This window comes from Pseudomonas mohnii (assembly GCF_900105115.1).
In the GTDB taxonomy this organism is placed as follows: Bacteria; Pseudomonadota; Gammaproteobacteria; order Pseudomonadales; family Pseudomonadaceae; genus Aquipseudomonas; species Aquipseudomonas mohnii.
This window is the reverse complement of record NZ_FNRV01000001.1, coordinates 1,722,779-1,737,342: the sequence shown is the minus strand read 5'-3', so window position 1 is coordinate 1,737,342 and position 14,564 is coordinate 1,722,779. Positions and strand designations below refer to the sequence as shown.

Here is a 14,564-nt window from a genome sequence, read left to right as displayed (position 1 = left end):
CAGGAAACGCCACCATGACCGCCATCGCTCGTATCACCTTGCTCAGCGTTGTTTTGGGGCTGAGCGCTTGTGCGGTCCAACGGCCACCCGAACATCAGACCCCGCCACCGATCCCGTCGTCGCAGCCGGGCACCAAGCCGGCGCCTTCGACCGCGCCGGGTAAATCGACCACCCCGGCCAAACCCGCGAAACCGCTGCCACGTACCTCGGCCAGCTTCGCGCCACCGCCGGGTGGCAACAGTCATTGGGACCCGAAACTGGGTGTCTATGTGCTCGATGATCAACCGAACACGTTCTACCGCCAGCGCACCTACTACCGCTGGGATAACGGCTGGAGCCGCTCGATCAGCCCGAAAGGGCCGTGGGAAGAGACGGATATCCACGGTGTGCCGGGCGGTTTGGGGCGGCAATTCGGGCAGTGACGCAAAGGCGACCTTAGAGGTCGCCTTTTTTGTGCGCCCTGCTGGCGACTACAGAGCGTCAGACGACTTCAACGCCGGATGGACGGAGCCCCGAACCCCGTGCGCGGCGGATTGCACTGGAGTAATGTGGCGGCCTTCGACGTGGCGGCCGGGGTTGAACAGTCGTGGCGAGCATGCACGGGTTTCGCGTGCAGCCCTTTGTCCGGACGGGCTGCCGTGGGTACAACGAGTCAGGCGACATGCAAGAAGGTATTTTGATGGCGGGCAGGTTGATCTATCTCATCGGACCTTCCGGCTCAGGCAAGGACAGCCTGCTGGAGGCCGCACGAGCACGGCTTACCGAACGTGGCTGCCGAATCGTGCGGCGGGTCATCACTCGCTCGGCGGAAGCGGTGGGGGAATCGGCGCTGGGTGTCAGCATGCAACAGTTCGCCGAAATGGAGGCCCGGGGCGCCTTTGCCCTGAGCTGGCACGCTAACGGCCTGGCCTATGGCATTCCGCGCGACATCGACGACTGGCTGGCGGCAGGGGAGGACGTGCTAGTCAATGGCTCTCGCGGGCACCTGCAGAACACTCGCGAGCGTTATCCCGACCTGGTCGTGCTCTTGCTGACCGTGGATCTGGCCGTGTTGCGCCAGCGCCTGCTGGCGCGCGGGCGTGAATCGGTGGTCGAGATCGATCGCCGACTGGCCCGCAATGCCCGTTTCAATGAGCGCTTGCTGGCCGATAGCGAGCCCGCCGTGCATCTGCTCGACAACTCCGGACCGCTGGATTACACGGTTGAACGCCTGCTGGTCTGCATCGACAAATCAAGCGCGTGAGCCCGATGATGTTGGCGCAGGTCGGGTTAATTCAGAGCGCTTTTGTCAGCAAGTCCTGACGGTGCCATTGGCCAACTCCGTGGCCATTCAGGCCATGGCCAGGGAAGGTTGTTTTGACACCGTCAAAAACCGCAGTAACGCCAACACCGGAAACGCACTGCCAACCACCACGATCCACAACCAGCCACCTTGTTCGTACACCAGGCTCGCCACCGACGAACCGAACGCACCGCCGATGAAGATGCTGGTCATGTACAGCGCATTGAGTCGGCTACGGCTTTTGGCGTCGAGAGCGTAGACCGCGCGTTGGCCGAGGACCATGTTCATCTGCACGCAAAAATCGAGTACCACGCCGGTCACCGCCAGACCGATAACGCTGTAGGCCGGATGAATGAAGGCCGGCAGGAAGCTCAGGCTGGCAAACAACAGGGCCAGCAAGGACGCGACGCGGGTGTGGCCGGCATCGGCCAGACGACCGGCGATGGGCGCGGCGATGGCGCCGATGGCACCGACCAGCGCGAAGATCGCAATCTGGCTTTGCGACAGGCCATGGTTGCGCGCCAGCTCCAGTGGCACTGCGGTCCAGAACAGGCTGAACGTGGCGAACATACACCCCTGGTAAAACGCGCGCTGACGCAACACCGGTTGTTTACGCAACAGCGTCCACAGCGAGCCCAACAGCTGCCCATAAGAAGCACTGTGATCGGGTTGGCGCTTGGGGATGGTCAGGGCCAGCACGATGCTGATGGCGACCATCAACAGCGCCGCGATGACAAACATCGCCCGCCAGCCGAAATGGTCCGCCACCACGCTGGAGACCGGCCGCGCCAGCAGAATCCCCAGCAGCAAACCGCCCATGATCCCGCCGACCACACGACCGCGAGACTCTTCCGGCGCCAAATGCGCGGCCAGTGGAATCAGGATCTGCACCGACACTGAACTGAAGCCCACCAGCAGCGAAATCAGCAAAAACACGTTCGGCTGAGCGGTAAACGCCGCGCCCAGCAGACTGGCAATCGCCACCACTGTGGTGATGATCATCAGCCGGCGATTCTCGAGCAAATCACCCAGTGGTACCAGGAAGAACAGGCCCAGCGCATAACCGATCTGGGTCAACGAAACGATCAGGCTGGCCATGGTGTTGGTCAGGCCGATATCTGGCGCGATCAGACCGATAATGGGTTGGGCGTAATAAATATTGGCCACGATGGCGCCACAACAGAAAGCGAACAGCAGCACCATGCCTCGGGTCATTGTCGCGGTGCCGTGGGGCGCCTGGGTCGCTGGGTTCATAACGTGTCTCGCTGAACAAAAGGGAATGCGCGCAGGCTAATGGCCTGACCGGTATGGCAGAAGAGTGGTTGGAGTGATAGCACTCATTTCATTGCGGAATGAGTGACGGGATCCTGTGCCGTCGGCCCGTGAACCTTGCGTCGAAATCTTGAGGGCTGATGATACATTCACTTACATCCTGTTCGATAGCATGCTTATGTTCGCCGCTTCACTTCCTGACTTTAGCGAAAGTCAGGTCCATGATTTTCTGCGGCAATTTGAGCTGAAATGGCAAGCCCAACAGGAGCGAGTTTTTTCGCGAAAATACGGATGACCAGTGGCGCACTTGGGTTTTTCGCGAGCAGGCTCGCTCCTACAGAGGGTTGGCGGTGTACAACGAAAAAGGCGACCTGTTGAGGTCGCCTTTTTCATTACTGCCAGGGTTTACTGCGCATAAATCTGATCGAAAACCCCGCCATCATTGAAGTGGGTTTTCTGCACGGTGCGCCAGTCGCCGAAGGTCTTCTCCACCGAGAGGAAGTCGACTTTCGGGAAGCGGTCGGTGTACTTGGCCAGCACGGCCGGGTCACGCGGGCGCAGGTAGTTGGCGGCGGCGATTTCCTGGCCTTCCGGCGACCACAGGTACTTCAGGTACTCCTCGGCGGCGGCGCGGGTGCCTTTCTTGTCGACGGTTTTGTCGACCACCGACACCGGCGGCTCGGCTTCGGCGGAGACGCTCGGGTAGATGACTTCAAACTGGTCGCGGCCGAACTCGCGGGCGATCATTTCCGCTTCGTTTTCGAAGGTCACCAGCACATCGCCGATCTGGTTGGTCATGAACGTGGTGGTCGCGGCACGACCACCGGTATCGAGTACTGGCGCCTGTTTGAACAGTTTGCCGACGAAGGCTTTGGCCTTGTTCTCGTCGCCGCCGTTTTTCAGCACGTAGCCCCACGCCGACAGGTAGGTGTAGCGGCCGTTACCCGAGGTTTTCGGGTTAGGCACGATCACTTGCACGCCATCCTTGAGCAGGTCCGGCCAATCCTTCAGGGCTTTCGGGTTGCCCTTGCGGACGATGAACACGGTGGCCGAGGTAAACGGCGCGCTGTTATTCGGCAGGCGCGTCACCCAGTTGTCCGGGACCAGTTTGCCGTTGTCCGCCAGGGCATTGATGTCGGTGGCCATGTTCATGGTGATGACGTCAGCCGGCAGGCCGTCGATGACCGAGCGCGCCTGTTTGCTGGAGCCGCCGAAGGACATCTGCAGGGTGATGTTTTCGTTGTGTTCGGCTTGCCAGTGTTTCTGGAACGCAGTGTTGTAGTCCTTGTAGAAATCGCGCATCACGTCGTAGGACACGTTGAGCAGGGTCGGTGCGGCCTGAACCACACTGGTCAGTGCCAGGCCAGCGGCCAGAAGTGAGGCGCCAAAGAGTTTTTTCACTGCGAAATCCTTGTTCTGAAAGTTTGTTTTTAAAAAGTGAGGCAATTTGCCAGCGACTATAGCCGGGCGCGCATAGACCTTTAAAGATTAAAAAGTGCTTTGCTTATTCCAGTTTTTTGAACAATGCATTGCCGCAACGAGAGCAGAACGCCGCGTCGGGTTCGTGGCTGTTTTTCCGACACACCGGGCAAGGGTGTTGCAGGGTGTCGCCACGCATGGCATTGGCCAGTTCGGCAGTAAAAATACCGGTCGGCACGGCGATGATCGAGTAACCGGTGATCATTACCAGCGAGGAAACCACCTGTCCCAGCGGCGTCTTCGGCACGATATCGCCGAAGCCTACGGTGGTCAGGGTCACGATAGCCCAATAGATGCCTTTGGGAATGCTGGTGAAGCCATGTTCCGGGCCTTCGATCACGTACATCAGCGTACCGAACACCGTTACCAGGGTGCAGACGCTAACCAGGAATACCACGATTTTCTGCTTGCTGCCGCGCAGGGCGGACATCAGGTAGTTGGCTTGTTTCAGGTAAGGGCTGAGCTTGAGTACGCGGAAAATCCGCAGCATCCGGATGATCCGGATAATCAGCAGGTACTGCGCATCGCTGTAATACAGCGCGAGGACGCCGGGTACGATGGCCAGCAAATCCACCAGGCCATAAAAGCTGAAGGCGTAGCGCAGCGGCTTGGGCGAACAGTACAGGCGCAGGCCATATTCGATGGCGAAGATGACCGTGAAACCCCATTCGATATACGCCAGTAGATCGGCGTAGTTCTGGTGCACCGCATCGATGCTGTCGAGCATCACGACCACCAGGCTGGCGAGGATGATCAACAGCAAAATGCCGTCGAAACGCCGACCGGCTTTGGTGTCGGTCTGGAAAACCATGACGTAGAGTTGTTCACGCCAATTTTTAGTGCTGCTGTCCATGGATAACGCCTGACTCGAGAATCAGCGCAGCCTAGGTCGATTCTCCCCGGGAACGCAAGGCACCGAGGCATCCATGGTGTTGCCGAACACTTGAGCAACCGAACGGACCAGCCAGCCGGCGAGGATGAACGGCGCGGTCAGCGTGGGCAGACCGATCGCGGCGAACACCGGCGTCAGCAGCAGCGCCAATGCAATGCCGGCCAGTGGTAGCCACGGCTGCTGGCGATGCGCACTGAAGGCGAGGGCGACGAGCACGGCGTTATAGCCACCGAGGCCGAGCAGCGCGGTATAGAAGTCATGGTGCAGCAGGCTCCAGCCCATGCCCGCGACAGATGCCAACAACGCCCAGCAGAATGCGCGACGGTCAGCCATCAGCAAGCCGGCGGCGATGATCGCACCGGCCAGCGGCTGACCGAGGAACATCACCTGGCCGAAGCCTTTGAGTGGTGCAGCGAGCATGTTCAGCGTGTTGATTTCGATCAAGTGCGCCTGGGTCGAGGGCGTAGCAAAGCACAGCAACACCCAGCTCAAGACCACGAAGGGTGCGGTATAGGCGGGCAGGCATTGGCTGAGCCGGGCACGCTTGAGCCACTGTTGAGTGAGCATCGCGCTCAGCCCGCCGCAGGCGATGATCACCAGCGGCAGCATGGCCGACCAGGGGAAATAGAGGCTCAGCAACAACCCGAGCAAAACGCCGTTGTAACTGAACAGCCCGGCCTGGCGATCGGCCTTGGCGTAGCCACGACGTTGCGCGGTGAGTAACCCGGCGACGCCGCCGAGCAGCGCGCCGCCGAGCAGGGCGGGTGCGGTAAACAGAATGGCGAGCAGGCACAGCAGACCGAACAGCGGATGACGCTGGAGGAATATCTGACTGAAGCCGTTGAGCAAGGCCGTCGCCCAATCGGGGCAATGGGTGTTGAAGTGGTTGGCAGGCATGGCAGTTCTGAAAGTCAATGAAACCGAGTCCCCGGCATCGCCAGCCGGCTGGCTCCCACACTGAATCTCTGTTCAGTATTGATTTCGTGATCGACACAAAACCCATGTGTGAGCCAGCCGGCTGGCGATGAGGCCGGTATGGGCGCTCTAGATCAACGTCTCGATGCGCAAAGAGTTAGTCGATCCCGGCTGCCCAAACGGCACACCCGCCGTGATCAACAACGTGTCGCCACGCTGGGCCATGCCCTGGGCCTGGGCGATCTCCAGCGCCGTCGAGCAGACTTCATCGACCTGGCGCAGGCGATCGTTGACCACCGAGTGCACGCCCCATGCCACGCTCAGGCGACGGGCGGTTTGCAGGTTCGGCGTCAGGTTGAGGATCGGCACCGTCGGCCGCTCCCGTGCCGCCCGCAGGGTCGACGCGCCGGACTCGCTGTAATTGACCAGCACCGCCACCGGCAGCACATTGCTGATGCGACGGATCGCGCAGCTGATCGCATCGGAAACGGTCGCTTCGGCTTTCGGTCGGCTAACGTCCAGCTGGGTCTGGTAGTCCGGCCCGTTTTCCACCTGACGGATGATTTTGCTCATCATCTGCACGGCTTCCAGCGGGTATTCGCCGGAGGCGGTTTCCGCCGACAGCATCACCGCGTCCGCACCTTCGGCCACGGCGTTGGCCACGTCTGTGACTTCGGCGCGGGTTGGGGCCGGCGAGAAACGCATCGACTCGAGCATCTGCGTTGCCACCACCACCGGTTTACCGAGCTGGCGACACGTGCTGATGATGTTTTTCTGGATCTGCGGCACGCTTTCGGCCGGCACCTCCACGCCGAGGTCGCCGCGGGCAACCATGATCGCGTCGCTTAACTCGGCGATTTCCCGCAGTTGGGTGACCGCCGACGGTTTCTCGATCTTGGCCATCAAGAACGCTCTGTCGCCGATCAGGGCGCGGGCTTCGCGGATGTCGTCCGGCCGTTGCACGAACGACAGTGCCACCCAGTCCACACCGAGTTCGAGACCGAAGCTCAAGTCGCGGCGATCCTTGGCGGTCAACGGGCTCAGGTCGAGCACCGCTTGCGGCACGTTCACCCCTTTGCGATCCGACAGTTCGCCGCCATTGAGCACGGTGGTGTCGATGGCGTCGGCGTATTGGGTGACCACCCGCAGGCGCAGCTTGCCGTCGTCCAGCAGCAGGTCCATGCCCGGCTCCAGCGCGGCGATGATTTCCGGGTGCGGCAGGTTGACCCGGCGCTCATCGCCCGGCGTGGTGTCGAGGTCCAGGCGCAGGGCCTGGCCGCGTACCAGTTGCACCTTGCCCTCGGCGAACTTGCCGACCCGCAGTTTCGGGCCTTGCAGGTCCATCAGGATGCCCAGCGGGTAATTCAGCTGACGCTCGACTTCACGGATCCACTGATAGCGCTGGGCGTGGTCGGCGTGATCGCCGTGGCTGAAGTTCAGGCGGAAGATGTTGACCCCGGCCTGCACCAGCTCGCGGATGTCGTCGATTCCGTCAGTGGCAGGGCCGAGGGTGGCGAGGATTTTGACCTTTTTATCAGGCGTCATGGTTTTGGGCTCTCGAGAATCAGAATGGCGCGGAAGTCGTTGACGTTGGTGCGGGTCGGCTCGGTGACGATCAGTGCGTCCAGCGCCTCGAAGTAGCCGTAACCATTGTTGTTGTCCAACTCGTCGCTGGCGCTCAAGCCCAGGGCAGTGGCACGCTCGTAACTGTCCGGGGTCATGATCGCGCCGGCGTTGTCTTCGGAACCGTCGATGCCATCGGTGTCACCGGCCAGCGCGTAGACACCGGGCAGGCCCTTGAGGCTGTCGGTCAGGCTGAGCAGGAATTCGGCGTTGCGTCCGCCCCGGCCATTGCCACGCACGGTCACGGTGGTTTCGCCACCCGAGAGAATCACGCACGGCGCCGGCAATGGCTGGCCGTGCAGGACCACTTGGCGGGCGATGCCGGCGTGGACTTTGGCCACCTCGCGGGATTCGCCTTCCAGGTCGCCGAGGATCAACGGGCTGAAGCCGGCCTGGCGGCATTTCACGGCCGCTGCCTCCAGCGATTGTTGCGGGCGGGCGATCAACTGGAAATGACTGCGGGCCAGGCTTGGATCGCCGGGCTTGACCGTCTCCGATTCCGGGCTTTGCAGCCAAGTGCGCACGGACGCCGGAACTTCAATGGCGTAGCGCTTGAGAATCGCCAGGGCCTCGGCCGAAGTGCTCGGATCGGCCACGGTGGGGCCGGAAGCGATGACCGTGGCGAGGTCGCCCGGTACATCGGAAATCGCGTAGGTATAGACAGTGGCGGGCCAGCAGGCCTTGCCCAGGCGACCGCCCTTGATCGCCGAGAGGTGCTTGCGCACGCAGTTCATCTCGCCGATGGTCGCGCCGGATTTGAGCAGGGCTTTGTTGATCGACTGCTTGTCGGCCAGGGTGATGCCGGCGGCGGGCAGGGCGAGCAAGGCCGACCCTCCGCCCGAGAGCAGGAAGATCACCCGGTCGGCTTCGGTCAGGTTGCTGACCAGTTCAAATACCCGTTTGGCCACGGCCTGGCCGGCTGCATCCGGTACCGGGTGCGCGGCTTCGACCACTTCGATTTTTTCGCAGGGCGCGCCGTGACCGTAACGCGTCACGACCAGGCCGGACACTTCGCCCTGCCAGCAGCGCTCGACCACCTGGGCCATGGCAGCCGCGGCTTTGCCGGCGCCGATGACGATCACCCGACCGCTGCGATCTTTGGGCAAATGGGCTTCGAGGACTTGCTGCGGATGGGCGGCGTCGATGGCTGTGGCGAACAGCTCGCGCAGGAATTGTTGCGGATCGACCGACATGGCGGGCTCCCGGATTTTCTTGTTATTGGAGGTGGAGCAACCCGGATCCTTGTGGGAGCCAGCCTGCTGGCGATTCAGGCGCCGAGGTCTATCAGACACACTGGGTCGACTTCATCGCCAGCAGGCTGGCTCCCACAGGTCAGGCGGGGCTTACTTCTTATCGCGAATCGAGAAGTTCGCCATGTGCTCCAGGCCTTTGATCAGTGCCGAGTGATCCCAGTTGCTGCCTCCGATGGCCGCGCAGGTGCTGAACACTTGCTGGGTGTTGGCGGTGTTCGGCAGGTTGATGTTCAGCTCCTTGGCGCCTTGCAGGGCCAGGTTCAGGTCCTTCTGGTGCAGGCTGATGCGGAAGCCCGGATCGAAGGTGCCCTTGATCATGCGCTCGCCGTGCACTTCGAGGATTTTCGACGAAGCGAAACCGCCCATCAGCGCTTCACGCACCTTGGCTGGATCGGCACCGTTTTTCGAGGCGAACAGCAGGGCTTCGGCCACGGCCTGGATGTTCAGCGCCACGATGATCTGGTTCGCCACTTTCGCGGTTTGGCCATCACCATTGCCACCGACCAGGGTGATGTTCTTGCCCATGGCCTGGAACAGCGGCAAGGCGCGTTCGAAGGCATCGGCGTCGCCACCGACCATGATGCTCAGGGTCGCCGCCTTGGCGCCGACTTCACCGCCGGACACAGGCGCGTCGAGGTACTGGGCGCCTTTCTCGTTGACCTTGGCAGCGAAAGCCTTGGTGGCGGTCGGCGAGATCGAGCTCATGTCGATCACGATTTTGCCTTTGCCAACGCCGGCGGCAACGCCATCGGCGCGGAACAGCACGTCATCGACCTGTGGGGTATCCGGCACCATGACGATGATGAATTCGGCTTCCTGGGCCACTTCTTTCGGGTTCGCCAGGGCAACGGCGCCAGCGGCGACCAGGTCGGCGGGCGCGGCGTCGTGGTGTGCCGACAGGAACAGGCTGTGACCGGCTTTCTGCAGGTTCGCCGCCATTGGGTGGCCCATGATGCCGGTGCCGATAAATCCGATTTTAGCCATGAGAAAATCCTCTTGTTTTTGTGCTTTTTGTAGGAGCGAACTTGCTCGCGAAAAACTCAACGAAAAACGCGTGTTGCCTGAATAAAACGCGGCGTCTGATCGATCTTCGCGAGCAGGCTCGCTCCTACAGGTAATAGGTCAAATCGCGTTATGGGTTTTCAACCAGCCCAGGCCCGCTTCAGTGGTGGTCAACGGCTTGTATTCGCAGCCGACCCAGCCCTGATAGCCGATACGGTCCAGGTGTTCGAACAGGAAGCGGTAGTTGATTTCACCGGTGCCTGGTTCGTGACGCCCCGGGTTGTCCGCGAGCTGCACGTGGTTGATCTCGGCCAGGTGCGATTGCAGGGTGCGGGCCAGATCGCCTTCCATGATTTGCATGTGATAGATGTCGTATTGCAGGAACAGGTTGGCGCTGCCGACCTGCTCGCGAATCGACAGGGCTTGCGCCGTGTTGTTCAGGTAGAAGCCCGGGATGTCGCGGGTGTTGATCGCTTCCATCACCAGTTTGATGCCCGCCGCCTGCAGCTTGTCGGCCGCGTACTTGAGATTGGCGACGAAGGTTTTTTCCACGGTGGCATCGTCTATGCCTTGTGGGCGAATCCCGGCCAGGCAGTTGACTTGGGTGTTACCCAGTACTTGTGCGTACGCGATCGCCAGGTCGACGCCGGCGCGGAACTCTTCGACCCGGTCCGGCAGGCAGGCAATGCCGCGTTCGCCCTTGGCCCAGTCACCGGCCGGCAGGTTGAACAGCACTTGGGTCAGACCGTTTGCGTCGAGCTTGGCCTTGATTTCGGCGGAGCTGAAGTCGTACGGAAACAGGTATTCCACGCCAGTGAAACCGGCCTTGGCGGCGGCTTCGAAGCGGGCGAGGAAATCCTGTTCAGTGAACAGCATGGACAGGTTGGCTGCGAAACGCGGCATGGTGGTCTCCGTAAATCTGTGAGTGCCCCCTGTAGGAGCCGGCTTGCTGGCTCCTACAATGGAACGATCAATAGTCAATCAAGCAACGAAATCGCCGTCGGTGCGTCGTTGCCGACCAGCGCCAGGTCTTCGAATTCGTTGACGGCGTTGATCTCTGTACCCATGGAAATGTTGGTCACGCGCTCCAGGATAATCTCAACGATTACCGGCACCTTGAACTCTTCGATCAGCTCCTGGGCCTTGCGCAGGGCAGGCTGGATCTGAGCCGGTTCGAACACGCGCAGCGCCTTGCAGCCAAGGCCTTCGGCAACCGCGACGTGGTCGACACCGTAGCCGTTGAGTTCCGGCGCGTTCAGGTTATCGAAGGACAGCTGCACGCAGTAGTCCATGTCGAAGCCGCGCTGCGCCTGACGGATCAACCCCAGGTACGAGTTGTTCACCACGACGTGGATGTAGGGCAGCTTGAACTGCGCGCCCACGGCCAGTTCTTCGATCATGAACTGGAAATCATAGTCGCCCGACAGCGCGACAACCTTGCGGTCCGGGTCGGCCTTGACCACGCCCAGCGCCGCCGGAATGGTCCAGCCCAACGGGCCGGCCTGACCGCAGTTGATCCAGTGACGTGGCTTGTAGACGTGCAGGAACTGCGCGCCGGCAATCTGCGACAGACCGATGGTGCTGACATAGCAAGTGTCCTTGCCGAACACCTGGTTCATCTCTTCATACACGCGCTGCGGCTTGACCGGCACGTTGTCGAAGTGAGTCTTGCGTTGCAGGCTGGCCTTGCGCTGCTGGCAATCCTGCAACCAGGCGCTGCGGTTTTTCAGCTTGCCGGCAGCTTGCCATTCGCGAGCGACTTCGATGAACACGGTCAGCGCGGCAGCGGCGTCGGAAACGATGCCCAGGTCCGGGGTGAACACGCGGCCGATCTGCGTGCCTTCGATATCGACGTGAATGAACTTGCGGCCTTCGGTGTAGACATCCACCGAACCGGTGTGACGGTTGGCCCAGCGGTTACCGATACCCAGCACCACGTCGGATTTCAACATCGTGGCGTTGCCGTAGCGGTGCGAAGTCTGCAAGCCAACCATGCCGACCATCAGCGGGTGATCGTCCGGGATGGTGCCCCAGCCCATCAGGGTCGGGATGACCGGGATGCCGGTCAGTTCAGCGAACTCAACCAACAGATCGCTGGCATCGGCGTTGATGATGCCGCCACCGGCCACCAGCAATGGACGCTCGGCCTGATCGAGCAAGGCCAGCGCCTTCTCGACCTGAACACGGGTCGCCGTCGGCTTGGCCAGCGGCAGTGGCTGGTAGGCGTCGATATCGAATTCGATTTCGGCCATCTGTACGTCGAACGGCAGGTCGATCAGCACCGGGCCAGGACGGCCGGAACGCATTTCGTAGAACGCTTTCTGGAACGCGTAAGGCACTTGGCCCGGCTCCAGAACCGTGGTTGCCCACTTGGTGACTGGCTTGACGATGCTGGTGATGTCGACAGCCTGGAAGTCTTCCTTGTGCATACGGGCGCGGGGTGCTTGCCCGGTGATGCACAGGATTGGAATCGAGTCGGCCGAGGCGCTGTAGAGCCCGGTGACCATGTCGGTGCCGGCAGGGCCGGAAGTGCCGATGCACACGCCGATGTTGCCGGCCTTGGTGCGGGTGTAGCCCTCGGCCATGTGCGACGCGCCTTCAACGTGGCGGGCGAGGACGTGATCGATGCCGCCGACCTTTTGCAGGGCGGAGTACAGCGGGTTGATGGCGGCACCGGGGATGCCAAAAGCGGTATCAACCCCTTCGCGGCGCATCACCAGAACGGCGGCTTCGATTGCTCTCATTTTGCTCATGGTTTTGTGCCTCTTTACGTTTTGTAATTGTATACAAGTGGCTTTGCGCAGAGTGTATTCACGGCGGACGGCGCAGGTCAATCCATTTTCTCAAGCGGTTGTTTCATTCGTCGGAAGCCCTATTCAGTGTGGCTTTTCGTCGCATGTGGCGCTTTTCGATAATTATTGTATACAAAAATATAATTCATTGTGTTCTATTTGTTGCATCGGGCTGCAGTACATCGAAGCAGTCCAACGGCTTTCCGAAAAACAAAATGAGGACGGCACCATGAGCGCTTTAACCTTGAAAGTCGCAGTCAACCTGGTCAACGAGGCCATCACCGCGGGGCGTGCAATCAGCGCGGCACCGTTGACCATTGCGGTACTGGATGCCGGTGGGCATCTGATCACCCTGCAACGCGAAGACGGCGCCAGCCTGCTGCGCCCACACGTTGCGATTGGCAAAGCCTGGGGCGCCATTGCGCTGGGCAAAGGCTCGCGCCTGCTGGCGCTGGACGCGCAACAACGCCCGGCGTTTATCGCTGCGTTGAACAGCCTGGGGCAAGGCAGCGTCGTGCCGGCACCGGGGGGCGTGCTGGTTCGGGATCAGGAGGGGAAAGTGCTGGGGGCGGTAGGGATCAGCGGCGATCTGTCGGATGTCGATGAGCAGTGTGCGATCACTGCGATTGAGGCGTCGGGGTTGAGAGCGGATGCGGGGGTAGTGGCTTGATCTTCGGCTCCTGAACTAATGCCATCGCTAGCAGGCTAGCTCCCACACGGGTTGTGTGGCGTTTACAAATCCCCTGTGGGAGCTAGCCTGCTAGCGATGGCTATCGACCAGACACATCTGGCTAAAGTCTATACATCCCACCTGAGATCGCCGAGCTAGCCTTTTCATGATCAATTTATGAGAGAGGCAAAGGAATGCCGGATTTACCTGCTTCACATCGCTTGCGATGCGGTCGCTACGCCGAATCAAACCGAATTTATCTTCTGACCACCAACACGTTTCGACGAACACCTGTGTTCGAGAGTTTCACGCTGGGCCGTCTGGTGGTGAATCAGTTCCGAATTGCGCAACATCAAGGCATTGCGAATTCACTAGCCTGGGTCGTCATGCCCGACCATTTCCATTGGCTGGTCGAGTTGCAGCAGGGATCGTTGGGTGACCTGATGCAAAAAACCAAATCACTGAGCACCAAAGCGGTAAATCAATCCACTGGCCGCAAGATGACTCTTTGGCAGAAGGGCTTTCATGACAGGGCGCTGCGACGGGAGGAGGATCTGGTCAAGGTGGCACGCTACGTCGTTGCCAATCCGTTGCGGGCGGGGCTGGTGGAAAAACTTGGCGACTATCCGCTGTGGGATGCTAAGTGGGTTTGAGCCCATATCGAGTTGTCTTCATCGCTAGCAGGCTAGCTCCCACACAGGTTCTGTGGCGTTCACAAATCCCCTGTGGGAGCTAGCCTGCTAGCGATAAATGCACCGCGGTCTAGTCCGGCTCACACCCTTTGAGCACCAAGCGGATGATCGTCTGCGCCGCCGCTTCATAATCTTCTTCATCCAGCTTGGCCTTGCCGGTGATGGCGGTGATTTGCCAGTCGAAGTCGGCGTAGGTCTGGGTCGCGGCCCAGATGCTGAACATCAGGTGGTTGGGGTCGATCGGGGCGATCTGGCCGCGGTCGATCCAGGTCTGGATGCAGTCGATGTTGTGTTTGGCCTGGCTGTTGAGCTGTTCGACCAAATCGGCGCTCAGGTGTGGGGCGCCGTGCATGATTTCGCTGGCGAACACTTTGGAAGCAAACGGCAGGTCGCGGGAGATGCGGATTTTCGAGCGGATGTAGTTGCTCAGCACTTCGCTGGGCACGCCTTCGGGGTTGAAGGGGGTCGAAGCCTGCAGGATTGGCTCGATGATGCTTTCCAGAACCTCGCGGTAGAGGTTTTCCTTGGATTTGAAATAGTAGTAGACGTTGGGCTTGGGCAATCCCGCCTTGGCTGCGATGTCGCTGGTTTTGGTCGCAGCGAAGCCTTTGTCGGCAAACTCTTCACTGGCGGCACGCAGGATCAGTTGTTTGTTGCGCTCGCGGATAGTGCTCATAAACCAGGTGGTTCCT

The 14,564-nt window shown here is 60.7% G+C and carries 14 protein-coding genes; 4 read left to right on the top strand and 10 right to left on the bottom strand.

Annotation, left to right across the window (positions count from 1 at the left end):
• Positions 1-14: 14 nt before the first annotated feature.
• Together BLV61_RS08170 and phnN are read left to right on the top strand one after the other, a co-directional pair.
• Entirely contained in the window at positions 15-422 is a 408-nt protein-coding gene (locus tag BLV61_RS08170; RefSeq protein WP_047531932.1) for a hypothetical protein, read from the top strand.
• A gap of 257 nt (positions 423-679) precedes the next feature.
• Positions 680-1,243 carry a phosphonate metabolism protein/1,5-bisphosphokinase (PRPP-forming) PhnN gene (gene phnN, locus BLV61_RS08165; protein ID WP_047538973.1) on the top strand — a complete coding sequence of 188 codons (564 nt, stop codon included), beginning with the start codon at positions 680-682 and terminating at the stop codon, positions 1,241-1,243.
• An 87-nt stretch (positions 1,244-1,330) separates the two neighbouring features.
• On the opposite strand, the gene BLV61_RS08160 is transcribed toward phnN, so the two are convergent.
• The 9 genes from BLV61_RS08160 to gcl form a co-directional block, all read right to left on the bottom strand.
• Entirely contained in the window at positions 1,331-2,536 is a 1,206-nt protein-coding gene (locus BLV61_RS08160; protein WP_090464101.1) for an MFS transporter, read from the bottom strand.
• A 423-nt stretch (positions 2,537-2,959) separates the two neighbouring features.
• Entirely contained in the window at positions 2,960-3,955 is a 996-nt protein-coding gene (locus BLV61_RS08155; RefSeq protein ID WP_090464097.1) for a sulfate ABC transporter substrate-binding protein, read from the bottom strand.
• A gap of 103 nt (positions 3,956-4,058) precedes the next feature.
• Complete coding sequence (locus tag BLV61_RS08150) at positions 4,059-4,886, bottom strand: ion transporter (protein ID WP_047531924.1); 828 nt, start codon at positions 4,884-4,886, stop codon at positions 4,059-4,061.
• A gap of 21 nt (positions 4,887-4,907) precedes the next feature.
• Positions 4,908-5,822 (bottom strand): urea transporter, encoded by a 915-nt coding sequence (locus tag BLV61_RS08145; protein ID WP_090464094.1) that lies wholly within the window; start codon positions 5,820-5,822, stop codon positions 4,908-4,910.
• A gap of 147 nt (positions 5,823-5,969) precedes the next feature.
• Positions 5,970-7,385: a pyruvate kinase gene (gene pyk / locus BLV61_RS08140; RefSeq protein WP_090464088.1), complete on the bottom strand. Its 1,416-nt coding sequence runs from the start codon at positions 7,383-7,385 to the stop codon at positions 5,970-5,972.
• Positions 7,382-8,656 (bottom strand): glycerate kinase type-2 family protein, encoded by a 1,275-nt coding sequence (locus BLV61_RS08135; RefSeq protein WP_047531919.1) that lies wholly within the window; start codon positions 8,654-8,656, stop codon positions 7,382-7,384. Before BLV61_RS08135 ends, pyk begins: the two co-directional genes overlap by 4 nt.
• Positions 8,657-8,806: 150 nt before the next feature.
• Positions 8,807-9,700 carry a 2-hydroxy-3-oxopropionate reductase gene (locus tag BLV61_RS08130; RefSeq protein WP_047531917.1) on the bottom strand — a complete coding sequence of 298 codons (894 nt, stop codon included), beginning with the start codon at positions 9,698-9,700 and terminating at the stop codon, positions 8,807-8,809.
• 138 nt (positions 9,701-9,838) lie between these two features.
• Entirely contained in the window at positions 9,839-10,621 is a 783-nt protein-coding gene (gene hyi, locus BLV61_RS08125; protein WP_090464084.1) for a hydroxypyruvate isomerase, read from the bottom strand.
• Between the two features lie 74 nt (positions 10,622-10,695).
• The gene (gene gcl, locus BLV61_RS08120; RefSeq protein ID WP_047531913.1) at positions 10,696-12,471 is read right to left on the bottom strand and encodes a glyoxylate carboligase; all 1,776 of its coding nucleotides are present in this window, start codon (positions 12,469-12,471) and stop codon (positions 10,696-10,698) included.
• Positions 12,472-12,739: 268 nt separating this feature from the next.
• On the opposite strand from gcl, the gene BLV61_RS08115 reads away from it, so the two are divergent.
• Both BLV61_RS08115 and BLV61_RS08110 read left to right on the top strand, forming a co-directional pair.
• Positions 12,740-13,180 (top strand): GlcG/HbpS family heme-binding protein, encoded by a 441-nt coding sequence (locus BLV61_RS08115; RefSeq protein WP_090464081.1) that lies wholly within the window; start codon positions 12,740-12,742, stop codon positions 13,178-13,180.
• A gap of 194 nt (positions 13,181-13,374) precedes the next feature.
• A complete protein-coding gene (locus BLV61_RS08110; protein ID WP_047531909.1) occupies positions 13,375-13,833 on the top strand; it encodes an REP-associated tyrosine transposase in 459 nt (152 codons plus the stop codon).
• Between the two features lie 109 nt (positions 13,834-13,942).
• Here the strand turns inward: BLV61_RS08110 and BLV61_RS08105 are convergent, their stop codons facing one another.
• Positions 13,943-14,548, bottom strand: a complete 606-nt coding sequence (locus BLV61_RS08105) for a TetR/AcrR family transcriptional regulator (protein WP_090464078.1) — start codon at positions 14,546-14,548, stop codon at positions 13,943-13,945.
• Positions 14,549-14,564: the final 16 nt, after the last annotated feature.

Excerpts from the sequence above, each read along its gene's own strand:
- BLV61_RS08110 (WP_047531909.1), top strand. The coding sequence starts at position 13,375 with ATGCCGGATTTACCTGCTTCACATCGCTTGCGATGCGGTCGCTACGCC.
- BLV61_RS08135 (WP_047531919.1), bottom strand. The coding sequence starts at position 8,656 with ATGTCGGTCGATCCGCAACAATTCCTGCGCGAGCTGTTCGCCACAGCC.
- BLV61_RS08160 (WP_090464101.1), bottom strand. The coding sequence starts at position 2,536 with ATGAACCCAGCGACCCAGGCGCCCCACGGCACCGCGACAATGACCCGA.
- BLV61_RS08145 (WP_090464094.1), bottom strand. The coding sequence starts at position 5,822 with ATGCCTGCCAACCACTTCAACACCCATTGCCCCGATTGGGCGACGGCC.
- BLV61_RS08105 (WP_090464078.1), bottom strand. The coding sequence starts at position 14,548 with ATGAGCACTATCCGCGAGCGCAACAAACAACTGATCCTGCGTGCCGCC.
- pyk (WP_090464088.1), bottom strand. The coding sequence starts at position 7,385 with ATGACGCCTGATAAAAAGGTCAAAATCCTCGCCACCCTCGGCCCTGCC.
- gcl (WP_047531913.1), bottom strand. The coding sequence starts at position 12,471 with ATGAGCAAAATGAGAGCAATCGAAGCCGCCGTTCTGGTGATGCGCCGC.
- BLV61_RS08150 (WP_047531924.1), bottom strand. The coding sequence starts at position 4,886 with ATGGACAGCAGCACTAAAAATTGGCGTGAACAACTCTACGTCATGGTT.
- phnN (WP_047538973.1), top strand. The coding sequence starts at position 680 with ATGGCGGGCAGGTTGATCTATCTCATCGGACCTTCCGGCTCAGGCAAG.
- BLV61_RS08115 (WP_090464081.1), top strand. The coding sequence starts at position 12,740 with ATGAGCGCTTTAACCTTGAAAGTCGCAGTCAACCTGGTCAACGAGGCC.
- BLV61_RS08130 (WP_047531917.1), bottom strand. The coding sequence starts at position 9,700 with ATGGCTAAAATCGGATTTATCGGCACCGGCATCATGGGCCACCCAATG.
- BLV61_RS08170 (WP_047531932.1), top strand. The coding sequence starts at position 15 with ATGACCGCCATCGCTCGTATCACCTTGCTCAGCGTTGTTTTGGGGCTG.
- hyi (WP_090464084.1), bottom strand. The coding sequence starts at position 10,621 with ATGCCGCGTTTCGCAGCCAACCTGTCCATGCTGTTCACTGAACAGGAT.